At 70.8% G+C, this 20,766-nt stretch carries 24 protein-coding genes; 15 read left to right on the top strand and 9 right to left on the bottom strand.

Features of this window, described 5'->3' with window-relative positions:
• Positions 1–269 precede the first annotated feature (269 nt).
• From N864_RS09265 to N864_RS09305, 9 genes are all read left to right on the top strand, one after another.
• On the top strand, positions 270–521 hold the full coding sequence (locus N864_RS09265) for a glutaredoxin family protein (RefSeq protein ID WP_034715867.1): 252 nt from the start codon (positions 270–272) through the stop codon (positions 519–521).
• 41 nt (positions 522–562) lie between these two features.
• Positions 563–817, top strand: a complete 255-nt coding sequence (locus N864_RS09270) for a hypothetical protein (protein ID WP_034715851.1) — start codon at positions 563–565, stop codon at positions 815–817.
• Between the two features lie 46 nt (positions 818–863).
• Positions 864–1,244 (top strand): single stranded DNA-binding domain-containing protein, encoded by a 381-nt coding sequence (locus N864_RS09275; RefSeq protein ID WP_034715852.1) that lies wholly within the window; start codon positions 864–866, stop codon positions 1,242–1,244.
• An 82-nt stretch (positions 1,245–1,326) separates the two neighbouring features.
• Complete coding sequence (locus N864_RS09280; RefSeq protein ID WP_051518398.1) at positions 1,327–2,121, top strand: ParA family protein; 795 nt, start codon at positions 1,327–1,329, stop codon at positions 2,119–2,121.
• On the top strand, positions 2,118–2,507 hold the full coding sequence (locus N864_RS09285) for a ParB family protein (RefSeq protein ID WP_034715853.1): 390 nt from the start codon (positions 2,118–2,120) through the stop codon (positions 2,505–2,507). Before N864_RS09280 ends, N864_RS09285 begins: the two co-directional genes overlap by 4 nt.
• Positions 2,508–2,509: 2 nt before the next feature.
• Positions 2,510–3,268 (top strand): hypothetical protein, encoded by a 759-nt coding sequence (locus N864_RS09290; protein WP_034715854.1) that lies wholly within the window; start codon positions 2,510–2,512, stop codon positions 3,266–3,268.
• A complete protein-coding gene (locus N864_RS09295; protein ID WP_034715855.1) occupies positions 3,265–3,687 on the top strand; it encodes a hypothetical protein in 423 nt (140 codons plus the stop codon). The genes N864_RS09290 and N864_RS09295 overlap by 4 nt, the downstream gene beginning before the upstream one ends.
• A gap of 15 nt (positions 3,688–3,702) precedes the next feature.
• A complete protein-coding gene (locus N864_RS09300) occupies positions 3,703–4,269 on the top strand; it encodes a hypothetical protein (RefSeq protein WP_051518399.1) in 567 nt (188 codons plus the stop codon).
• Positions 4,270–4,318: 49 nt separating this feature from the next.
• Positions 4,319–4,645: a hypothetical protein gene (locus tag N864_RS09305; RefSeq protein ID WP_205620904.1), complete on the top strand. Its 327-nt coding sequence runs from the start codon at positions 4,319–4,321 to the stop codon at positions 4,643–4,645.
• Between the two features lie 50 nt (positions 4,646–4,695).
• On the opposite strand, the gene N864_RS09310 is transcribed toward N864_RS09305, so the two are convergent.
• Positions 4,696–5,526: a XamI family restriction endonuclease gene (locus N864_RS09310; protein WP_205620905.1), complete on the bottom strand. Its 831-nt coding sequence runs from the start codon at positions 5,524–5,526 to the stop codon at positions 4,696–4,698.
• A gap of 52 nt (positions 5,527–5,578) precedes the next feature.
• Complete coding sequence (locus N864_RS09315) at positions 5,579–7,204, bottom strand: class I SAM-dependent methyltransferase (protein ID WP_034715858.1); 1,626 nt, start codon at positions 7,202–7,204, stop codon at positions 5,579–5,581.
• A 515-nt stretch (positions 7,205–7,719) separates the two neighbouring features.
• On the opposite strand from N864_RS09315, the gene N864_RS26010 reads away from it, so the two are divergent.
• Genes N864_RS26010 through N864_RS09340 form a run of 3 tightly spaced genes read left to right on the top strand, consistent with a single transcriptional unit; the run spans position 7,720 to position 9,688 of the window.
• The gene (locus tag N864_RS26010) at positions 7,720–8,268 is read left to right on the top strand and encodes an antitoxin VbhA family protein (protein WP_240474273.1); all 549 of its coding nucleotides are present in this window, start codon (positions 7,720–7,722) and stop codon (positions 8,266–8,268) included.
• Positions 8,265–9,104: a nucleotidyl transferase AbiEii/AbiGii toxin family protein gene (locus N864_RS09335; RefSeq protein ID WP_081793622.1), complete on the top strand. Its 840-nt coding sequence runs from the start codon at positions 8,265–8,267 to the stop codon at positions 9,102–9,104. The genes N864_RS26010 and N864_RS09335 overlap by 4 nt, the downstream gene beginning before the upstream one ends.
• Positions 9,101–9,688 (top strand): recombinase family protein, encoded by a 588-nt coding sequence (locus tag N864_RS09340; RefSeq protein WP_034715860.1) that lies wholly within the window; start codon positions 9,101–9,103, stop codon positions 9,686–9,688. Before N864_RS09335 ends, N864_RS09340 begins: the two co-directional genes overlap by 4 nt.
• Before the next feature lie 181 nt (positions 9,689–9,869).
• Here N864_RS09340 and N864_RS09345 read toward each other — a convergent pair whose 3' ends face one another.
• Genes N864_RS09345 through N864_RS09350 form a run of 3 tightly spaced genes read right to left on the bottom strand, consistent with a single transcriptional unit; the run spans position 9,870 to position 11,528 of the window.
• Positions 9,870–10,976, bottom strand: a complete 1,107-nt coding sequence (locus N864_RS09345; protein WP_034715861.1) for a DUF4192 family protein — start codon at positions 10,974–10,976, stop codon at positions 9,870–9,872.
• Positions 10,973–11,134 carry a hypothetical protein gene (locus N864_RS24665; protein WP_155892887.1) on the bottom strand — a complete coding sequence of 54 codons (162 nt, stop codon included), beginning with the start codon at positions 11,132–11,134 and terminating at the stop codon, positions 10,973–10,975. The genes N864_RS09345 and N864_RS24665 overlap by 4 nt, the downstream gene beginning before the upstream one ends.
• Positions 11,127–11,528 (bottom strand): hypothetical protein, encoded by a 402-nt coding sequence (locus N864_RS09350; protein WP_205620906.1) that lies wholly within the window; start codon positions 11,526–11,528, stop codon positions 11,127–11,129. The genes N864_RS24665 and N864_RS09350 overlap by 8 nt, the downstream gene beginning before the upstream one ends.
• 248 nt (positions 11,529–11,776) lie before the next feature.
• Between N864_RS09350 and N864_RS09355 the strand changes: the two genes are divergently transcribed.
• Genes N864_RS09355 through N864_RS09365 form a run of 3 tightly spaced genes read left to right on the top strand, consistent with a single transcriptional unit; the run spans position 11,777 to position 14,811 of the window.
• Positions 11,777–12,208 (top strand): MobC family plasmid mobilization relaxosome protein, encoded by a 432-nt coding sequence (locus N864_RS09355; protein WP_034715862.1) that lies wholly within the window; start codon positions 11,777–11,779, stop codon positions 12,206–12,208.
• A complete protein-coding gene (locus tag N864_RS09360; protein ID WP_034715863.1) occupies positions 12,205–13,941 on the top strand; it encodes a relaxase/mobilization nuclease domain-containing protein in 1,737 nt (578 codons plus the stop codon). The genes N864_RS09355 and N864_RS09360 overlap by 4 nt, the downstream gene beginning before the upstream one ends.
• 18 nt (positions 13,942–13,959) lie before the next feature.
• The gene (locus tag N864_RS09365) at positions 13,960–14,811 is read left to right on the top strand and encodes a hypothetical protein (protein WP_034715864.1); all 852 of its coding nucleotides are present in this window, start codon (positions 13,960–13,962) and stop codon (positions 14,809–14,811) included.
• Positions 14,812–14,893: 82 nt separating this feature from the next.
• Here N864_RS09365 and N864_RS09370 read toward each other — a convergent pair whose 3' ends face one another.
• From N864_RS09370 to N864_RS09385, 4 genes are all read right to left on the bottom strand, one after another.
• Complete coding sequence (locus N864_RS09370) at positions 14,894–15,382, bottom strand: DUF4913 domain-containing protein (RefSeq protein WP_081793624.1); 489 nt, start codon at positions 15,380–15,382, stop codon at positions 14,894–14,896.
• A complete protein-coding gene (locus tag N864_RS09375; protein ID WP_034715865.1) occupies positions 15,379–17,175 on the bottom strand; it encodes a type IV secretory system conjugative DNA transfer family protein in 1,797 nt (598 codons plus the stop codon). The genes N864_RS09370 and N864_RS09375 overlap by 4 nt, the downstream gene beginning before the upstream one ends.
• The gene (locus N864_RS09380) at positions 17,172–18,647 is read right to left on the bottom strand and encodes an ATP/GTP-binding protein (protein ID WP_240474274.1); all 1,476 of its coding nucleotides are present in this window, start codon (positions 18,645–18,647) and stop codon (positions 17,172–17,174) included. The genes N864_RS09375 and N864_RS09380 overlap by 4 nt, the downstream gene beginning before the upstream one ends.
• 149 nt (positions 18,648–18,796) lie before the next feature.
• Positions 18,797–20,305: an SCO6880 family protein gene (locus N864_RS09385; RefSeq protein ID WP_205620907.1), complete on the bottom strand. Its 1,509-nt coding sequence runs from the start codon at positions 20,303–20,305 to the stop codon at positions 18,797–18,799.
• Positions 20,306–20,766 lie beyond the last annotated feature (461 nt).

Raw genomic sequence — 20,766 nt, forward strand, 5'->3', positions numbered from 1 at the left:
ACACGGACGCCGGCCTGCCGGCCGGCGGCTGCGGATGTGTGTCTCTGCTCGTTCCTGGCGCTCCATCATGGCCGCCGCGCCCTGCGCGCAAGCGGCTGCGCCGCCGGCTCCGCCGAGAACTTCGGCACGCGGTCGCTTCGCTCCCTTATTTCGCGCCGAACTTCTCTCCCCCGCCGCCCCACGGGTTGCACTCCGGGACGCTGCCGGCGGCCCATGCTCCGCTATCAGGAACGAGCCGAAAGAATGACCGACAGGAGGACCCTGCCATGTTGAGCGTGACCGTCTACACCACCGGCCCGAGCTGCGGTCGCTGCACCGTCACCAAGTCGGCGCTGACCAAGAAGGGCGTGCCCTTCGTCGAGGTCGATATCCGCACCAACCCTGCCGCCCGGCAGTACGTCACCGAGGACCTGGGCTACTCCGAGGCCCCGGTGTGCGTCGTCGAGGACGGCACCGGCGAGGACCACTGGTCCGGCTTCCGCCCCGACCACATCGCCCGCATCGCCACCCGCACCGAGTGACCCCGTTCCCCCTAACAGTACTAATAGAGGCAGGAGCTATCATGCCGACCATCGTCCTCACCCGACTGGCGGACCTGCGCGCCGGTGACGTCATCCTCAGCCTGGACGGCCGCCGCTACCGCACCCCGCTGCGGGTCACCGACGCCCTCGGCCCGATCGCCCCCGGATCGCCCGTGCACGGCGTGCGCCTGGAGTCCCCGAACCCGGCCAGCGGCATCGAGTGGGTGTTCTACCCCTCGCAGATGGACGGTCACCGATTGGAGGTGGAGCGGCCGGCCCACTTGCACTACCATTAGCCCTAACAGTACTATTAGAGTTGCAATCCCGAACCGAGGAGGAACCATGAGTTACATCGTCCGCACCGGCAACCTCGCCGCCGCCCCCGAGCTGCGCCAGGGAGAGCGTGGCCCCTACGCCTACGCCCGCGTGATCGTCTCCGACCGCATCCGCCAGGAGGACGGTAGCTACACCGACGGGCCGCCCATCGCCTACGACGTCGCCGTGAGCGGTGCGCAGGCCACCGCCCTGGTAGAGACCGCCGAGCGCAGCGGCAACGTGCGCGTCACCTTCGCCGGCCGCTACCGGGTCACGGAGTACCGCGGGGAGCAGGGCACCCGCATCCAGCACGAGGTGCGCGCCGATGAGGTCGCCGTCAGCCTGCGCGGCCAGTCCGTCAGCGTCGAGCGGGCCGGCCAAGGTGACGCGCACGAGCCGGCGTTCTGAGTCAGCGGCCACAGGGGTGCGGTGCTCCATTGGTGAGCGCCGCACCCCTAAGAGTACTCTTGACCCTATTGGAGGTATTACCGTGACCGCTCGTATATACGCCCTATGCAACCAAAAGGGCGGCGTCGGCAAGTCCACGACGACGTTCCACCTCGCCCGCGCCGCGGTGCTGCAAGGCCGGCGGGTGCTGGTGGTGGACAACGACCCGCAGGGCAATCTCACCGCCGTGGCGGCCGCCGAGCCGGTGGGGGAGGACCAGGCGGGCCTGGCCGACGCGCTCAGCGCCCGTGCCCCGGAGACCGTGGCCGACGTCATCGTGCCCGGCGTGTGGCCGGGCCTGGACGTGGTGCCGACGTCCGGGGTGACGCTGGGCTACGTGCGCGATGAGCTCGTGATCGCCGGGGCCGGCCGTGAGGGCCGGCTGCGCGAGGCGCTGGCCGAGGTGGCCGGCGACTACGACGTGATCCTCATCGACTGCGCCCCGTCGTTGGACCAGCTGACCATCAACGGCCTGACCGCCGCCCAGGGCGTGGTGATCGTGACCCACTCCAAGCAGTGGAGCTTGTCGGGCCTGGCCCAGCTGCTCGACACCATCGACAACGTGCGCCGCTACTACAACCCCGGCCTGAGCGTGGCCGGCGTGGTCGTCAACCAGCACGAGGAGCGCACCGTGTCGGGACAGACGTGGCTCGACGAGCTGCACACCGCCGCCGAGACCCGCGGGCTGCGCGTCCTGGCCCCGCCGATCCCCAAGCGCGTCGTCATCGCAGACGCCACCGAGGCCGCCCGCGGCCTCGACGAGTGGGGCAGCGCCGAGGCCGCCGCGCTGGGCGCGCTCTACACCGACCACCTGACCGTCATCGAAGGAGAGTCATGACCACCCCGAGCAGCCGCAGACCGGCCCCGCGCCGGTCGAGCCTGGCCGGGCAGAGCCCCGTCGCACCGCCAACACCACCGACCCAGGAGGAGCCCGAGACGGCACCACCGGGTGCGGAGCGTCAGGAGGAGGCACCGCGGCCGCGGAAGAAGGCCACGAAGTACCGCCACAAGGTCTCCTTCTACCAGGACCCCGAGGACACCGGCCGGGTGCGCGGGGCGATCCTGCACACCATGACCACCGAGGGAGCGCGCACGCTGTCACAGTTCATCAACGACGCCGTGATGGCCGAGGTCGAACGGCTGGAAGCCAAGTACAACGGCGGCAAGCCGTTCCCGTCCGTGGGGGCACGCGAGCTGCCCCAGGGCCGACCGATGGGGCAGTAGCCATGACCAGCAACGAGGACACCATGACCACGCCCGAGCAGAGCCCGGACCCGATCACCCAGGCGATCACGGCACTGACCGCCGCGGCCCGCCGCACGCGGGTGCGCGGAGCCGGCACCGAGCACGCCCAGGTCGAGCCTGTCGACTTCGCAGAGATCGCCTGTCACGTGCTGACCACCGTGGCGGCCAACGTCGGCGGCGTCGAGGCGCTGCTGGCCGGCCGGCCCGGATCGTGGGAAGCCGACTACGTGCGCCAGATCGTGCACAGCACCGCCGGCACCGAGCCCGGTGACCTGCTGCGCTGGCGCACCGAGCCGGTGCGCCTGGTGCTCGACGTCGAGGACACCTTCTACGACTTCGGCCTGACCCAGATGTACGACGAGGAGCGCGCCGACGCCATTACGCGCGAGAGCGACGAGACCCTGACCGAGGACCAAGCCGCCGAAGCCGCAGCCATCACCGAGGCCATCGACACCCTGTGGGAGCAGGACAAGGCGGCCTATCTGACGGCCTACACCGCCGCGGTGCGCGCCGCGCTGACCGAGCACGCCGTCACGTGCGACGTCGAGGTGGTCGAGCTGGTCCGCGGCGAGACCGAGACGTGGGACTACCTGAGCAGCCAGCTGCACGAGGTCGCTCGAGCGCGCACCCCGCTGCCGATGACCGGCGAGGCCCCGGACTGGAGCGCCGGCACCCCGGCCGAGGCGCTGCGCCGGGCCGGACTGACCTACACCGCCCGCGCGCAGGAGACCCTGCGATGAGCCAGCCACTGGACCTGTACCACCGCACCAACGTCGACGCCGCCCGCGCCATCGTCGCCACCGGCCAGTTCCTGACCCGCGAGAACACCCGCGAGGCGTTCGTCTCCACCCACGTCGACGGCCAGGCCACCGGCTACGGCGAGGCCGTCGTGCACGTGCGCGTCGACGCCGCAGACGCCCAGCTCGACGACGAGTTTCCCGACGGCGAGCAGCACTACCGCATCCCGCTGGACCGGGCCGAGGTCGTCGAGGCGTTCACCCTCAGCCCCGAGGGGCAGCGGGTCCCTCTTGCCGGCACCGTGACGGTCACCCGCGCGGCCTCCTTCCCCGCCGCGCCCCAGGCCCGCGACGTCACGGTGAGCCAGGCCCGGCCGACCCAGCCGGCCGCCGGTCCCCGCGGGCCAGAACTAGGGCGATGAGGCAGGGCCGACGTCATGGCTTCCACCACCGTTCGCCCGCCGGTGCTCGATGACGTCGCGCCAGCGCCCAGGGTGGTCGACTACGCCCGGTTCCTGTGGTGGTACGAGCGCGGTTTCCTCCACGGAGCAAGGCACGGTCGGGGAGGTGGCCGCCTGCTCTCCATCGTGCTCGCGGTGTTGTGGTGGCCGACCCTGCCCTTGACAGTCCCGATCCAGATCGTGCTCGCGGCCCGGCCGTGGGCGAGGTACTACATGACCCCCCAGAGGGACGCGGTTCTGGTGATCGCTGCCTCCCGCCACGGGTGGCACGTGCAGGATCACGCAAGCGCACGACCCGGCACCGGGAGAGGGCGCGCGCTACGCGCCGCGGTGATCCCGAAGCTGCTTGCCGCCGCAGACGCCGAGCAGGTGCCCGTCATGGCCAGCGCAGCAACGGCCGGCCTCGCGGCTGGCTACATGGCCGAGGTGTCCGGTCTCGTCGACGTCGGACGAGGCCACCCCAGAGGCCGCCGGCTACGCCGACCGCCGGCACCGGCTAACGACTCGCCTCACCGAGAGGAAAGACACCATGGTTACGAATGAGGAAGCCGGACAGGTCCGGATCGCGGGTGAGTTAGAGGAGCGAGCCCGGATGCTGGCACATTCCACGCGCAGCGTGCCGGTCCCATCGGACTCCTACTTCCTGCTCGGAGAGCTGCGAGCCACCGTCGACGACCTTGAACAGGTCTGTAGGCAGCTGGGGGCGTGGCATGCCGGCGTCGTCGACGGTGTGGAGTACGAGGGCGAGGACGCCCGCGGTGACGGCGCAACGGGCACCGTCACTGCCGCAGCGGAACTGGACCGAGCGGCCTCAGCCCTCGCGGCCGCGTCACAAGCGATCGCCGCCGCGCACTCCGCGAACGGAGTCGTGCGCTGGGCGGCCGAGCCGGTCGATCACCCGCCGTCCTCGGCACAGTGACGTCTGTCAGACGTGACCAACTACGGGCGGACGAGAGCTGATTGGCCGGCTCAGTCCCTAGTTTTTTCGATCCACTTCACCATCTGGTCGAGGTCATGGGACCACCACAGCGTCAGTCCGCGGTCTTGCGCCTGTTCGAGGTTGTGCCGCTTGAAGACTCCGGCGAGCATCGCAGCCGGGACGGTCTGTGCCCTGCCGAACTCGTCGATCCAGATGCCGGCCTTCACTGCGGCGTCGTTGTTGAGACGTTTGACCGAGTTGGTGCTGGAGTTGCTGACCTTGCATTCGAGCGCCATCACGCGGTGGTCCCACAGGCGGATGATGATGTCAGCCTTCCGGGTGCCGAACAGGCTCTCTCCGCAGAACTCACCGGCCCCTGGGGCGTCGTGCAGGGTGGCGATCGTGCGGGGTGCTGCTTCGGTGAACCCTTCCGCCCTCAGCGCCGCCTTGACCTTCTCCTCCTGCTCGCCCTTGGCCTCGTTCGCCCGAGCGGTCAGGACGCGGCGAGCGGCGATGAGCGCGGCGGTGCTGGTGATCGCCGCGGCTCGTTCTGTCTCGGTGGGTTCTCGGTCCTCGCCCACCCAGGGGAAGCGTTCGCGGTCCAGCCCCAGCAGCACGGTGTCGATCACGCGACGGGCCATCTGCTCGTCTGCGGTGAGGGCCGTCGCTGATAGACGAGCGTCAGCGATGACCTTAAGGTCATCAGCCGAAATGGGCGGGCCAGCCAGGTACCGCACCACCTCCTGCTGGGCCCGGTCACCGAGACGGCCGGCGGCGTCCTCGTGGAGCCGGGAGAGGTCGACGGTGCCTTCGAGGAGGTTTTCGACGGCCTCCCGCACTTCCTGGAAGTGCGCCAAGTAATCTTCGAGCGGTTCGGCCATGCGGTTCTGACGGAACAGCTCGATGGCCTTGCGGCGTCCGGCCTCTAGCTCCTCAGTTGACCACCGCGGGGGGGAGAGGCTCATGGGACAGCAGGGTATCGAGGTCTGGAATCGCTAGACGTTCCATCTCCTTGGGTTCGAACTTCGTCAGCCCGCCGGCGTAGGTTCGGCCCTGGGAGAGGGTGATCGACTCGCGGAGGCTCTGGGCCAGGCGCGCTAGTGCGTGCGCGGGCATCTCCTGGCGCGGGTAGAGGCCGTGGGCGATGTTGATGTGCCGGGCATCGACGGCGTTGAGCACGAACGCCGGGGGGCGGCGCGCCATGTAGGTGGCGAGGATCGGCGCGGGATCCCGCAGGCCGATGGACCACCAGGCCCTGCGGTGTGCGGCGATGTACCCCTTGTGCACCGCTGCCCGCTTGGCAGTACGGATGAACCGGTCGACGAGCTTGCGCTCGTCGGGGTCGAACCGGTCGAGGTCGGCCGGGATGTCGATCACTCGGCGCAGGGAGGTGTCATCGTTGAGCACCGTGCCGGCTGAGAACAGTTCGCGCGCCTTCGTTACCGCGGCGAAGAGAACTGATTCGGGAAGGTCCACCTCGCCGTGAGCGATCCACGTGGCGTTGGAGCCGGTCACCGCGCCACGGTGCACCCGGCACAGCTCACCCAGTTCGATGTAGCCCTCGGGGACCTGATGGCGGGTGCGGACGAACGGCGACCAGCGTGGTGTCTCCGCCAGGCGCTCCCGTGCGACGGGCTCGCCTGTCGTCGCGAGGTCGCCAAGGTCGGCCAGGTCTTCCACGGACCGGAACCGGACGGTGGGAGCTTGCTCGCCCAGGCGGAAGTTGGCCACGACGGCGGTGGTCGCGGTGCCCTCGAAAGGCATGGCTTCGGGCACGACGATGTGCAGCGCCTCGCCCCCCAGGGCACCCAGCAGCAGGTCTCGCACGATGGAGCCGTAGTTGACGTCCAGCCATTCTGAGGAGGTCACGAAGCACCCGACGTCACCGGGCCGGCCGTGCAGCGCGGTGGCGAGGAAGAAGTAGGCGTGGAGTCCTGCTAGGCCGCTGACCTTGTGTCCGAGGGTGGCTGCGGCGGTCTGTGCCCATGCCTTGGTCTGTGCGGTGAGTTGGTGGTGACGCACGTACGGCGGGTTGCCTACGAACGCGGTTCTGCCCGTGATCGCGGGGAGCCGGAACCGGGTGTAGTCGGCCTGTTTGACCTGTACACCGCTTCCCCCGAGCGCGGCGACGGTCGCGCGGGTCATCAGCGTGGCCACGGGGTCGAGGTCGACGGCCACGGCGGTGATCGAGGGGTCTCGGCGCAGCAACTCCGCGAGGAATCGTCCCGACCCGACCCCGGCGTCTACGACCCGCTCGGGCTGCTGGTCCAGGACCCAGTCGACCATCGGGGTAACCAGCGCGCTGGGGGTGTAGACCGCGCCATCGCCTCGCCGCTCGCTGGCGTCTCGCAGCCGAAGGAATGCCGCACCGAGAGGGTCTTGGCCGTCGCGGATCAGATCACGGACCGATTCGGCCACGGCCGGCGGAGGCGCTGGGGCCGTTTGTGCAGTCTCGATCGTGGCACGCTCGCGGGCCGTCAGCGGTCCACCGACGTCGAGAGCGCCGAGGGCGAGAGCGAGCCGTACGAGCGCGGTCTCTGACGTTAGGGACTCACTCATGGGGACGGAGCTTGAAAACTCCACGGCTGACGCGCTCGAAGTACCGCTCGTCTTGGAGGCTGCTGCGGTAGGAGGAGTCGGGTGCCTCGCCAACGCGGTCACGTACTCCCTCCTTGATCTCAGCGATTGTGGCCGGCCCACCACCGCGTGCGGCCAAGAACTCCCGCATCGCTTCCCGCAGCTCCCCGTGCGGACGCCTTGTCCGAACCATCGTCGCCTCCTGCCCGAACGCTTCCGTCGACGCGATTCCGTCGACCGAACTCTATCGGCGAAGCTCCCCTCAGGGCAAGACAGGACACGCCGGTTAGCGTCGACGACTCACCCACCGCAGGGCGGCGTCCCGATAACGATCGTTTGTGCAGCCGACTTCGGACACCTGCCGAGCATCGACGACACGCCGCCATTTCTCGGCCCGGAACTCGGGACCGAAACCCAATCGGCCCGAAACTATGTATAGACCGTTTTCGGGTTGGCGGGTAGAATGGAACGAGACCCATCGAGAGGGGAGCCCGGTCATGGCTGAGAAGTTCGACGTCGAGCAGCGTTGGCCCGAGCTGTTCGCGCAGCTCGATGCGACCCAGCGCCATGCGGTGGTGCAGTCGCTGGCTTCGGCCTGGCACGAGGGCTGGACCCCGAACCGGGAGGACGTGGAGAACCTGACCGACCGCGCCCGCGGCGCGATCGACGCCGCGGAGTACCGGAGCCGGGCACACGCCGCGGCGCGGCGGGTTGTGCCGGTCGAGCGTCGGGTTTTCGTCCGTGACGTGAAGCCCTATGAGGTCCCCGAGCGTCTGGATGATTTGAAGGGTCCGGCGGGCGGCGTTGTCGAGCTGCCCCACACGGTGCTTTGGGCACCCGGTGGTGGACGGGTTGACCTTGATGAGGAGGGCGGGGTCGGCCTGGCCTACCGGGCGGTGGTGGCGGAGGGCAGCGTTGCCGACCAGGTGGCCATCTTGAACCGGGACCGGCTGGTGGCCGTGTGGCAGGAGCTGCTGCTGCCGCGGCGTGCTCGCGAGCTGTGGGAGGCTCGTTTCCCCGAGCTGCGCGCCGCGGTGAGTGTGTGAGTGCCGAGACCGACGCGCAGCGTGAGGTAACCCGCGTCGCCCTGGCCGGCATTGCCGGGGCCGGTTTCGCTCTGGCGGGCTCTGGTGCGATCCGCGAGCACGGCGTGAGCGACCGGCCTACCGAGGACGTCGATCTGTTCACCCCGAGACAGGATTCGGCCGAGTTCGGCCGCGCTGTCGAGCGCGTCGTCGCGGACCTGCGGGGGAGTGGCTATGAGGTTGAGGAGGTCCGCCGCGTCGAGCAGTTCGCGCGGTTGCAGGTGCGCACCGCCGAGGGGTTACAGCTTGATGTCGATCTGGGCGTTGACTGGCGCGCGAACGCCCCGGTGAGGCTCGACGTCGGCCCCGTGCTGAGCCTGGAGGATGCGGTCGGCAACAAGGTGTCTGCGGTGTACTCGCGGGGTGAGCCGCGCGACTACCTCGACCTCGATGCGATCCGGGGGTCGGGCCGGTTCACCGACGAGGAACTGGTGAACGCGGTTGCCGAGCGTGATGCCGGTTTCGAGGTGAGCATGTTCGCGCAGCAGCTGGAGGCCGTGCATCGGGTGACGCTCCTGGACGTTGAGCGCTACGGCATCACCGCCGAGCAGTTGGACGGCATCAAGGAGCGCTGCACGCGCTGGGCTGCTGACCTACGTCGTGAATCTGAAACCACCACGGCGGAGGCCGCGCGTCCTCCTGGGCTGCACCGTTCACCGTTGAGTGCGAGCTACCCGCGGGCGGCCACCGAGGCGACCCGTGGCGGAGCGGAGCAGTCCGGCGTGGCACCACGTCGGGGCGACCCCTATCTCCCCGGCCGGGGCTACGGCGGAGGCGGGCGAGGGGAGGGGCGATGAGCAACGTCGTCGGCTATGCCCGGGTGTCCCGGCACGACCAGAACCCGGCCGCGCAGGAGGCCGAGCTGCGCGCGGCCGGAGCGGTGCGGGTGTTCGTCGACCGCGGGGAGTCCTCCCGGATCAAGGACCGCCCGCAGTGGCTGGCCTGCCTGGATTATCTGCGTCCGGGTGACACCTTGGTGGTGCGCCGGCTGGATCGGATCGCGGGCAGCGAGAAGATGGCGATCGAGACCATCAACGAGCTGCACGAGCGCGGGGTGAACATCAAGAGTCTGACGGAGCCGGATATCGACACCACGACCCCGATGGGTAAGGCGTTGTTCGGCATTGTCGCGGTGTTCGCGCAGCTGCGGGTGGACACCATTCGGGAGAACACCATGCGGGGCCTGGCCCACGCCCGCGCCCAGGGCCGGGTCGGTGGGCGGCCGACCGTGATGACGCCGGAGCGGACCGCTGAGGCGGTGCGCATGCGCCGGGGCGGGGCGAGCATCGCGCACATCGCCAAGGTGCTCGGTGTGGGCAAGTCTTCCGTGTCCCGAGCCCTGGCGAAGGTCGAGGACGAGCCGAGCGAGAGGGCCGGCTGAAGCCGCCCAGACCTTTCCTCCCCCATCCCCCGATAGATGCCGCCTTGCTCGGCGCAGACCCCTGTCAAGGGTGCGGCGCAGCCGCATCACGTAGTGACGCGAAGCGCCCTTGACAGGGGTCTGTGCTGAGTGATCCTTCCGGCGTCGGGGGATGGGGGAGACCCACCGTGACCCAGCGCGACTACCGCTCCACCTCGGGACCGGTGCTGCGCCCACCGGGCGCAGGACGATACGCGGCCGCGGCCGCGTCCGCACCGACGCTGCGGGCTGTGGTCGGAAACGATGCCGAGCGCACCGCGCTGGAGCGCGACTGGTGCCAACGCGCGTCGGCCTCATCGAGCTGCGTGGCGACGCCGCTGCCGATCTCGCGACGTATCTCGTGCGGATTGATCCCCTGGTTCTTCGCCGCCTCGACAAGCCGGGTCAGCGCGGCGTTCGGTCCCTCCCGGTCGGCATGGCGCAAGATCGCCTCGATGGCCGGCGACTGACCGCCGCCGAGGTACACCGCGGCGGCCGCCGTTGTCGCCAGCGCCGGGCGGTGCTGCTCGGGGGCGGCGCGATAGGTGCGCACGAGCGCGTCGGTGCGGGCAGGATCATCGGCAGCCGCCACGAGCACCGCATCACGCACGGCCGCCGGCCCGGCAGCAGTCAGGTGCGCGAGGGTGGCCATCCGGTCGCGATCGGCGCTCTGACCGGGCACAGCGAGATGGTGCAGGGACCGCACCGCCACGTCCGCGCGGAAGGACGGGGCAGAGTCAGCGAACAGTGCCGCGTCGCGGGCAGCGACGTCGCCGTAGAGCGGTTCAGGCAACGGATCGAAGCGGTGCGCCAGCTCCTCGCGCGAACTCGCCGGCAGCGGTGTCCCTTCGAGCACCGCCGCGGCACTGAGGTCGGGCAGCGGCTGAGCCGGTGACCACTGTTCGGAGCCGGGCAGCTGGACACGCCAGGTGTCGTGGTCGACGTGCACCCGTAGCGGCTCCGGCAGGTCCGCGGTGGCCAGCAGCGCGTCACTGAGCAGTCCGGCACGCTCGGCCCCGTCCGGACCGTAGCCGACGATCAGAAAGCGCTCGTAGCCGGAGTCACGCGCGACGCGCGCGAGCGTGGCCGCCACCTCCTCGGCAAGCGCACGATCGGAGGCCACGGAGGTGTCCCACTGAACGGCGGCCAGCGGACCTGGCCGGCCATCCGCAGAGACGGCAGCGGCGGCCACATGACGCTCATCGAGCTGGTAGCCGACCTTGTGCGGCAGTGATGCCAGGTACTCCGAGAGCGGCACTTGTTCCGTCACGGGTGCTCCTCGTCGTCGAGGGCCGGCTGAGACAGGTCCGGTGCCGGACCTGACGGCTGATGGTTGTAGTCGATCAGTGCACCGACCGCTTCGGCTCGTGGCGACAGCTCGGCGTCGAGCTGGTCAGTGAAACGGTCCTCGATTGGTGACTCACTCATGGTTCGCTCCCACTGGTTCAGGGGCCGGCTCGGTGACCTGCTCCGGTGACGGTGACGGCGCGTCCTTGGCCGCCGTTGACGTTGCCGTGCGGCGCGTGCTGCGTCGCCTGGCACGCTGCTTCTTCTCCGGTTCGGGAAAGCCGATCTTCTTCAACTCGGCCGGCGTCCACCCGGCAGTCACGGCGGCGTTGTAGGCGCGCACGTCCTCCTGCTCGGCCTGGCGGATGCGCTGGGCGATCTGCTCTTGCAGCTCGGCCAACTCACGCGCGGTCTGCTCGCGCACGTCCGCCAGACTCTGCCGTGCCTGAGCCACCGTGCGAATCGCCGCGATCCGATCCTCCTGAGCGCGCCGCGCGCGCTCCACCGCTTCTTCGACACTCGGTTGGTTCGCCATATCTCCATCGTACGGATACACCCTGTCCGCGTCGACGATCAGTCGACAGGAAAAGGCCCTCGTCGCGGCGTAGCCGCGCCCGCCCCCGTCTGCCGACGTGAGCGAACCCCGAAAGGAGCCCCAGACGGAGCAAGCTATACGATCAGCACGGCTGATCGGTTGCCCGGCGGGGCCGGGTGGTCCAGGATGGACCTGAGTCCCCGCGCTGGAGGCGGGGTCGCTGCGCTGGGCGTGAGGAGGTGGCGAGCATGGCCGTTGAGCCGACCGAGGCGGGTCGGGATGGGACTGGTGCGCGCCCGTCCACGCGGCGGCGCAAGCGGGTCGAGGGCGGCCGCCGGCACCGGCACGAGGTGAAGGTGACGCCGGAGGAGGAGGGGCAGCTGCTGGCCCTCGCGCTGCGGTACCGGGTGAGCGTGCCGAAGCTGCTGATCGACTCCGCGCTGGCGGGCGGCGCGGCGAACGCCGCGGCGAATGCGTCGGTGCGCGATGAACTGCTCACCGAACTGTTCAAGGCGTACCGCGTGCTCGCGGGCATCGCGAACAACGTCAACCAGATCGCGCGGGCGACGAACGCCACCGGCGAGGCGCAGGCAGAGACGTCGGCGACGCTGGCGGCGGTGCGACGGACGGCGGAGCGGATCGACGGTCTGATCGACCAGTTGGCCGAGGCGCTGCGATGATGCCCAACGTCGTGCGCGGCCACCGGATGGCCGGACTGATGACCTACCTGGTGGGTCCTGGTCGGCACAATGAGCACACCGAGCCGCACCTGGTGGCCGGCGATGGTGCGCTGATGGCGTGGTACGACGACAACGAGTTGGGCCGGGACTCGGCGTTGGCGATCGCCCGACACCTCGACAAGCCGCGCGCGGCCTACGGGGTCGAGGTCAAGGGCGGGCACGTGTGGCACTGCTCCCTGTCGCTGCGCGCTGACGAGCGCGATGAGCTACTGACCGACGAGCAGTGGTCAGATATCGCGCACGACTTCATTGCGGCGATGGAGTTCGACGACAACCAGGGCACGAAGGCTGCGTGCCGGTGGGTGGCCGTGCGTCATGGGCTGTCGGAGAACGGCAACGACCACATCCACATCGCGGTCAACTTGGTGCGCGAGGACGGCACCAAGGCGTCGATCCACCACGACTACCGGCGCGCTCAGGCGGCGGCGCGCGCGCTGGAGACGAAGTACGGGCTGGAGGAGTTGGAGTCGGTACGCGCGGAGCGTGCTACGCGCGGCTACGACCCGGCCGAGCGGGAGGCTCAGGCTCGTGCGCGGGCGCGCGCGAAGTACGAGCGAGCGCGCACGAAGATGGAGGCCGGCACCCCGCCGTGGGAGCGGCTGGACGGGGCGGACCGCAAGGCGCGCATCGCCGCCGAGCTGCGCACCGACCAGCCGCGTTACCTGCTGTCGTTGAAGGTTCGCGGGTGCGCGACCGCAAGCAGGTCGGAAGCGGAGTTCGTGCGCCGGCTGCGCCGTGAGGGACTGCTCGTGCGGCCGCGGTACGCGGAGGGGCACACCGACGTCATCACCGGCTACTCCGTGGCCGAGCGACCCGAGGCCGGTGAACGACCGATCTGGTACGGCGGCGGGCAGCTCGGCCGTGATCTGAGCCTGCCCCGGCTGCGCGACGGATGGGAGGACACCCCGACCGGAGCGATGGACGCCGCGGCGGAGTGGAACGCCGCCAAGCGTGGCCGGCGCGTCGTCGCGCCGGGGCGGGAGGCAACCGAGCCGAGGCCCCGGCAATGGGTGGAGCAGCAGGAGCGGTTGAGCAAGCTCGTGGATCGGTTGAGCGAGGTTCCGGTCGAGGATCGGGACACATGGGCAACCGTGGCCCGGCAGACCGCCGGAGCGCTGGCCGCGTGGTCAAACGCGACGGAGGAGACTCCGGGGGACCTGGCGGCCGCGGCCGAGGCGCTGTCGCGATCGGCGCAGACGTACCGGCGGACCGTGCGGCCGGAGAAGGCGCGCACCATCGCCATCTCCGGGGCGGCGATGCTGCTGGCCAGTGCCGCGCGTGGAGGCCAGGGAACCGTCGCCCAGGCGGTCATGCTGCGCCAGCTGATCCGGCTCAGCGAGCGGGTGGCCGACGCGGCCGTTGCCGCACGTGATGCTCGGCAGGCGAGACTCATCAGTGAGGACGTCCGGGCGCGACTTGACCGGGTGGGCGCTGCACTGCCGAAGCCGCCCAGCGAACGCACGCAGCCCGAAGGACGTACGGCCACCGCGACGATCGAGCGGCCCGTTGAGCCGCCGAAGCTGGACCCCGAGGCGCAGGCGATGCTCGACCGGCTCAACGCCGGCCAGGCGAAGCCAGCCACCGCGGCGACGTCGCCGGTGCCGAACACGATCGAGCCGGCGCGCCGCCGGCACACCGCCAGACCGGGCGCAGACCGCGGACCGGAACGCTAGGAGGAGAGGAGGCCGCTCATGGCCGAGGAAACCGACGGCATCGAGGAAGCATTCGAGGGTCAGTTGCGGGTGCTGGTCACCGCCGCTTCACAGATCGCGGAGCGCATCGCCCGAGAGCGTGAACAGGCACTGCGCCAGGCTGAGGCGCGCAGCCAGCAGCAGGCCCGCGAACTGCAATCCAGGATGGAGGCCGAGCGGCGCGCGGCGCGCGCAGAGCTGAGCAACGTCTACCGCGAGCAGTGGTGGAATCAGGCGAGCCCGGAGCAGATCGGCCACGCCTATCAGGTCGCCCGCGCGTGGGAACGGGAGGACCCCGAGGCGGTGCGCGCCGAACAGCGGATGCGCGACGAGCTGCGCACCCGCTACGGCGTCGACGTCGACGCCACCGAGGCCGACCCGGCCGCGGTGCGGGCCGCGGTCGAGCGCGCCGAGCACGAGCGTGCCCAGGCGGACGGTGAGCGCAACCGTGCCGCGGCCGAGAACGCCGAGGCGCAGCGACTCATGACCCAGGCCGACCAGGAGGAGCAGCGCGCTGCGGAGGCGCGGGCAGCGGCCGAACACGAACCCGACGCCGAGGAGCGGGTCCGGGCGGCGGCGGAGGCCGAGCAGCGCGAGGCGCTGGCCGAGCGTGTCCGTGAGGACGGCAGGAACCTCTACGACAGCGCCGAACGGCGCGAGGGCACCGCGCGTGAGTTGGAAGCGAAGGGCATCAACGCGGAGGTGGTCGCCACCCGGATGCGCGCCGACGTCAGCCAGGGCACGCCGGCCACCGAAGCGGTCAAGGGCGCCGGGAAGAAGGCACCCAAGGCCCGCAAGGCCAAGGGCCGCGGCGCGCAGCTCCAGGCCCAGCGCACCGGCCTGGCCCGATGAGCCGACCAGCACCGCCACACGAGGACAGGGACCGTCCCGGAAGGGGAGCGGTCCCTGTCTGTGTTCGGAGCGGCGGCCGTCGTCAGGCGGCTGCGCCGGGGTCCTCGCGGACGTCGGGGAACAGGCCAGCCGGTGGAGCCTGGTAGGGCAGCGGCGCACCCTTCTTGCACTGGTTCTCCTCAGCGGTCGCGTCGGCTGCCAGGAACGGCCCTTCTGGGTCCATCAGCACCGCCATGTGATGGTCGGCGTGGTCGCGCCACCACACGCTCATCCCGGTCTTGCCGTCCAGGCGCAGGTGCTCCCAAGACCGCCACAGCGCTTCGAGCCGGATCACCGCCTCGTCGTACTCCCACCAGCGAGCCGCCCACACCTTGTGCCGGCCGTCGATCTTGCGCCGGTAGACGTGACGCAGGTACTCCCGCAGGAACTCATCAACGGACCCGTAGTACAGGCTCGGCTCGGCCGCCGCCTCGCCGGTGTCGTCGTCGGCCACCTCGGCGGTGTTCTCGTCGACGTCGATCGGTTCGGCCTCGATGCCGTCCTCGTCGTAGTCGTCGCCCCACTCGCTCACGACGCCTCCTTCTCAGTGCTCAGGGCCGCGTCGACGGCGGCCAGCTCGGTCTCTGCCTCCCGGATCGTGCGCTCGGCCTGCGGATCGTGCGCCGCGATCGAGGCGCGCACCTGGGCCGCGTGCGGCCCGGTCATCCACGGCTGCGTGCGGATCAGCGTCGGCCGGGAGCCGGAGGCCAGCACCACGGCACGGCCTTTGGGCAGCGCCGCGAGGTCGGCCACGTCGAGGATGCGCTCACGGTGCAGCTGCTGGGAGACGGTGCGCTGCCCGCGCCCGTAGGACGTCGAGGAGGACAGCCGGTCGTAGTCACCGATGATCCGCGACAGGTCCTCCAAGAACGCTGCCTCGGACACGCCGCCGCCGTAGACCTTGATGTTGGCCGCGCTCCACAGCTTCTTCATCCCTGATTCGCCCCACACCTCGACGCCCTGGGACCAGGACTGCAAGATCGTCATCAGGACGATCCCGCGCGAGCCGTAGTGGCTGTAGAGGTTGGGCAGCTCGCGCCACCGGCAGACGTTCGCCGCCTCATCGAGCACCCCGATCAGCGGGGTGCGCAGCCGGCCACCGGGGGAGGTGGCCGCCAGTTCCTCGGCGGCCTCCACGACGGCCACCGTCAGCGCGGTCACGAGCGGGCCGGCGGTGCCGCGGCCCTCCTTGGACAGCGAGTACAGGGTGCCGCCCTCACGCACGAACGTCTCGGGATCGAAGTGCGGCCGCCGATCGGTCATGCCCTGGGCGGTGACCCAGGCGGCCACCTGCCGGTTGGTCAGGCACGAGGCCATCTGCTGGGCGGTGCCGAACACCCCGCCGCGCTGCTTCTCCGGGGCGTCGACGACGCCGGCCACCTGGTCGGCGGTGAGGGTGAAGCCGTGCTCGCGCAGAATGTCCACCGCCGTGTCGTCGGTCGGGCGGGTCAGCCACGTGTAGACGTCGGTGATCGGGCGGCCGTCGAGAGCTGCGGCGAGCAACAGGCCGGCGAGCAAGTCCTGGCCGGCCGGGTCGAAGTAGGCATCGGTCTTGGCTCCCGGATCACGCGAGCCGGCGGCGAAGTGCTCGGCCATCTTGGCCGCCTTCACCTCATCGGTGACGTAGCTCAGGGGGTTCCACCACCACGTCGGTTCTTCCAGGGCGATGGCCTGCGGGTCGAACACCCACACCGGGCCGGCCTTGGCGCGCACGTCCCTGGTGGCGTCCACCACGTCGCGCTTGTTGGAGGTCACCAGCACCCCGCCGGGAGCGTCGAGGATCGCCGGGACCGCCCGCGAGGTGGTCTTGCCGGTGCGCGGCCCCCAGATGTCGATGTGCATGTCCTCCCACGAGCCGTAGAGCGGTTGCCCGCCGCCCACGGCGCGCCCGATGGGCACACCGGGGGAGTCCTCCACGCCGAGTCGCCGGGCCGTGGCCTGGGCGTTCTTGCGGGTCAGGGCCTCGACGTCGCGGCCGCGGCCCATGTAGGACGCGGCCCGGTCCACGCGGGTGCGGTTACGGCGCAGCCGGCGTAGCAGCAGACCCACCAGCACCGCCAGGAGGACACCGATGGCGGCCAGGCCGCCCACGACCCACCAGCCGGCGGCACCGGGCCAGGCGACGTCACCGCCGAGCAGCCCGAAAACCGCGGAGAACGGGTCGGCCGGCACGTGCGTGCGAGTGCCGGCCAGCCGGTGACCCAGGTGCAGGGCGGCATAGACCGAGCCGACGACGATCACCACGACGACGATCGCCACCCACACCAGCACGGCCTCAGCACCGAGGCCGCCGGGATCGCGGCGGCGGTTGTTCGGAGTGCTCATGCCCCTGCCTCCTTCACGAGGTGCAGCTGGCGGCTGCCCACGCGCGACTGTTCGTGCCAGAGCTTGTTGGTGTCGTTGATCGAGGTCTCAGCGGCGGTGAGCTGGACGTTGATCGGGATGCCGGGCCGGCCACCGACCTTGACGAGGAACTTGCCCCGGCCCGGCGGCTCGGCCTCCCGACCCGTGGCCGGGTCCCAGGCCGGCGGGTCCTGCCAGCCGATGAGCAGGTCCTGCTCGGCCAGCGAGAACGGCACCGCCGCGGTGAGCTTGGGCATCTCCGCGGAGGGCAGCCCGCCGCAGATCACCATGCCGGAACGCTCGACGAAGCCGCTGGCCTTCATGCGGTCCTCCTCGGTGGGCAGGGCCAGCAGGTCGCTCATCGTGTGGGAAATCATCGCCATGCCCACACCGCGCTGCCGGTTGAGCCGGGTCAGGGCGTCCACCCGGTCGACCATGCCCCGGCCGGCGCGCAGCGCCCGCCACAGCTCGTCGAGGATCACGAAATAGTGCCGCCGCGGTTCCAGACCGGCATCAGCCAGCGCGTTGGCGACGTTGACCGTGCCGAACCCGGCCGACCAGCACGCCAGCAGGGTGGCGGCTTGCAGGTCCATCTCGGAGTCGTCGATCGCGGAGACGTCATAGACCACCGGAGCGTCGCGGCGCATCGGGTTGGTGGTCTGCCGGGAGAACGTCTCTCCCAGCCGGCCGCCGCCCACCAGGCCGATGAGCGAGGCTTCCAGGCCCTCGGTGATCTGCTTGTACCGCTCGTCACTGCCGCGGTCCAGGGCCACGGCCCGGACCTCCTCGGGACCTTCCTGGATCACGCGCAGCAGGTCACCGAGCACCGGCACGCCCTCGTGGCGCTCGTCGAGCACCTTCAAGGCGCGGTCGATGATCGTCTCCTCCCGGTCGGTCGGAGGGGCCGAGCGCAGGATCGTCAGCAGCGCCGAGACCATCGTGTGCCGGCGGCCGTGCGCGTCTGCGAGCACCTGCGCGGCTTGCCGGTCATAGCCGGCCGCGCGCAGCCGGGCGGCGGCCTCGGTGGCCTCGCCGGGGTCGAGCACGTTGAGGTAGCCGCGGCCGCGGCCCAGGGTGATGACCTGCCCGCCCATCGCCTCGATGAGGTCGACGTAATCAGGTTTGAGGTCCCCCAGCACCAGCGGCATCACGCCGTAGCCGGCCAGCCCGGTGGCCATCCGGCGCACGAGGGTGGACTTGCCCAGGCCCGGCTTGCCGAGCACGAACGCGCTCGGGTTGGAGATGAGCTTGGCCCGCTGGAACCAGGAGATGGGATCGCAGCACAACGTCGCCCCGGTATGGATGTGCCGGCCGAGCGGCACCCCGACCATCGGGGTGCCGGTGCCGATGGCGAACGGCCACAGCCCGCAGACCTGCACCGTCGTGCCGCGCCACTCATCCGGTGCCTGCACATAGACCGACTGGCCGCGGCCGCGGCCGAGCCACCCGCGCATCGGTGGGCGCTGCGGCCGCACCTCGACGGGCTCAGCCATCACCTTCATGGCCCGCTTCTTGTCCCGCTTGGACAGGTCGCGCCACGGGTTCGGGAAGAACGACATGCCCGCGCGGGCCTCACGACGCCACTGCTTCGACTTCCTCGCGCTCACAGCTTCTCCCTCAGCTCGGCGGGCACCTTGATGTGCTTGGGCAGCACCAGCCCCAGCGGCAGCGCCGCCGCGAACGCCGAATCCTGGGACCCGTAGACCGGGCGCAGCCGCAGCCGGGCGGTCGCGGCCAGGTTGTCGATGGCCGCGCGGGCGTCGGCTTCCTTCTCGAGGTCGTCAACGGTGGCGGTGACGAGCAGCCCGAAGTTCACCAGTCCCGCCCCGGATGCCTCCTCGCTGGCCGTCGCGGCGGCCGCGCGCACCGCGAGACTGTCGCGGGCCGCGGGCTTGCTCGTCGAGGTCACCCGGAACTCCGCCGCGCGCAGGTCCGCCTCGACGATCGCGGCGGCCTTGGCCGCGTCGATCGGCCGGTACAGCAGCGTGACCCGCTTGCGGGCAATGTCGCGGTGCGGGGCCAGCAGCCGGGCCAGCACGCCGGACTGGACGTTGCCGCGCGGGGCCTGCGTCATCGCCCAGGTGCACGAGTAGGCCGAATCGTGGCGGTAACCGTTCCACGACGCCTGCGCGGCCGAGGGGCCAACCTCCGGCCAGACGATTTCTGGCACGTCACCCTCGGCGTGCGCGTCGTCGAACAGCACCGCGGCGGCCGGGTCGTAGGCGACGCGGATCACCTCGCACAGCTCCTGCGCCGAGAGCGGATGGGCCGCCCCGGCCCCGGTGGCCTGCAACCCGGCGGTCAGGCCCGGCAGGCGGGCCGCGAGCTCGCGGCCCATCTCATCGACCTTCCGCTTCTTGCCGCCGAGGCGTTGGGCAGCGCTGAACGTGATCGCCACGTACGCCTTGACCGTCGAGGAACCCGACGGATACGACACCATCACATCACCGAGCATCGCCCTGGCGAACGCCGGAGCGTTCTCATCGATGTTCATCTGCACCTCACGGCGCAGCCGCGTCCCGGAGTCCGGCGCGGTCTCGATGGTCACCGAAGCGGCCTCAACGCCCGGCTCGTCCCCGAGGTTGGCCAACCAGTGACCCCAATCGGCCACCCAGATATCGATCTGCTCCTGGTCGACCAGCGCCGCCCCGTCCGGCTCGGTGCCGATCACGATCGAGTAGTTGCCGGTGGCCGGCGTGTGCAGCAGCGCGAACGGACGACCGTAGGAATCGGTGAACTCGCTGAGGCGGGTCGGCGCGGCCAGGCCCGGCAGCTGATACGTGCCCCACAGGGCACGCCCGAGCGGGCCGGAGCGGTAGATGTGCGTCCCGCGCGATCGCGCGGTCCACCACCCGGCGCGGGCACCGGCCCGGCTGATGATGTTCTTGCCGTGGGAGTCCTTCGTCAGCACCGCCAGCAGCACGACGCCCAACACGCCGGCCACGATCACCGCTTCGAGCAACCCCGCGATCATGACCACGATCACGACCAGGATCAGACCCGCCAGCAGCAACGCCGTACCGATCGACCCCAGCCCGAGGATGCCCGGCGACGTCGGCCGCCGCCAGTTCCCGTAGGTCCGCGGACCCCTACTCGTCTCAACGGCTGCCACTTGGACCGCTCCCCTCACCTTCACCAGTTGCCTGTTCACCGGCGCTCTGAGCCGCCCCGGAGGCGGCCTGGCCGGCCCGCTTACCTGCTTCCAATGCCGCACCAGCCGCCAGACCGACCGGCCCAGCCGCCGCGCCGGCCGCGGCCGCGCCACCACCGGCAGCGGCCCCACTGGCCGCACCACCGGCCGCGGCTCCACCACCAGCCGCCCCGCCGGCCGCACCGCCACCGGCGGCTCCACCAGCAGAGGTACTGGCCGCACCCTGGCCGGCCTGCTGAGCATCAGCGCTCTGCGCCGCCCGCGGTGCCGAGGAGCCCGACCCTTGCCCGCCCGAGGGACCCGGCCCGCCAGGCGTTCCCGAGGTCCCCGAGGGGCCAGAGGAGCCCGAGCTGCCGGAGGCACCGTCAGAGCCCGACGGTGCCGCGGCCGCGGACGAGGCCGAGCCACCACCGGCGGCCAGC

Source organism: Intrasporangium chromatireducens Q5-1, assembly GCF_000576575.1.
Taxonomy (GTDB): Bacteria; Actinomycetota; Actinomycetes; order Actinomycetales; family Dermatophilaceae; genus Intrasporangium_A; species Intrasporangium_A chromatireducens.

Coding starts and splice junctions, on each gene's coding strand:
- N864_RS09270 (WP_034715851.1), top strand. CDS start 563: ATGCCGACCATCGTCCTCACCCGACTGGCGGACCTGCGCGCCGGTGAC.
- N864_RS09275 (WP_034715852.1), top strand. CDS start 864: ATGAGTTACATCGTCCGCACCGGCAACCTCGCCGCCGCCCCCGAGCTG.
- N864_RS09285 (WP_034715853.1), top strand. CDS start 2,118: ATGACCACCCCGAGCAGCCGCAGACCGGCCCCGCGCCGGTCGAGCCTG.
- N864_RS09290 (WP_034715854.1), top strand. CDS start 2,510: ATGACCAGCAACGAGGACACCATGACCACGCCCGAGCAGAGCCCGGAC.
- N864_RS09295 (WP_034715855.1), top strand. CDS start 3,265: ATGAGCCAGCCACTGGACCTGTACCACCGCACCAACGTCGACGCCGCC.
- N864_RS09300 (WP_051518399.1), top strand. CDS start 3,703: ATGGCTTCCACCACCGTTCGCCCGCCGGTGCTCGATGACGTCGCGCCA.
- N864_RS09305 (WP_205620904.1), top strand. CDS start 4,319: ATGCTGGCACATTCCACGCGCAGCGTGCCGGTCCCATCGGACTCCTAC.
- N864_RS09310 (WP_205620905.1), bottom strand. CDS start 5,526: ATGGCCGAACCGCTCGAAGATTACTTGGCGCACTTCCAGGAAGTGCGG.
- N864_RS09315 (WP_034715858.1), bottom strand. CDS start 7,204: ATGAGTGAGTCCCTAACGTCAGAGACCGCGCTCGTACGGCTCGCTCTC.
- N864_RS26010 (WP_240474273.1), top strand. CDS start 7,720: ATGGCTGAGAAGTTCGACGTCGAGCAGCGTTGGCCCGAGCTGTTCGCG.
- N864_RS09340 (WP_034715860.1), top strand. CDS start 9,101: ATGAGCAACGTCGTCGGCTATGCCCGGGTGTCCCGGCACGACCAGAAC.
- N864_RS24665 (WP_155892887.1), bottom strand. CDS start 11,134: ATGAGTGAGTCACCAATCGAGGACCGTTTCACTGACCAGCTCGACGCC.
- N864_RS09350 (WP_205620906.1), bottom strand. CDS start 11,528: ATGGCGAACCAACCGAGTGTCGAAGAAGCGGTGGAGCGCGCGCGGCGC.
- N864_RS09355 (WP_034715862.1), top strand. CDS start 11,777: ATGGCCGTTGAGCCGACCGAGGCGGGTCGGGATGGGACTGGTGCGCGC.
- N864_RS09360 (WP_034715863.1), top strand. CDS start 12,205: ATGATGCCCAACGTCGTGCGCGGCCACCGGATGGCCGGACTGATGACC.
- N864_RS09365 (WP_034715864.1), top strand. CDS start 13,960: ATGGCCGAGGAAACCGACGGCATCGAGGAAGCATTCGAGGGTCAGTTG.
- N864_RS09375 (WP_034715865.1), bottom strand. CDS start 17,175: ATGAGCACTCCGAACAACCGCCGCCGCGATCCCGGCGGCCTCGGTGCT.
- N864_RS09380 (WP_240474274.1), bottom strand. CDS start 18,647: ATGCGCGGGTGGCTCGGCCGCGGCCGCGGCCAGTCGGTCTATGTGCAG.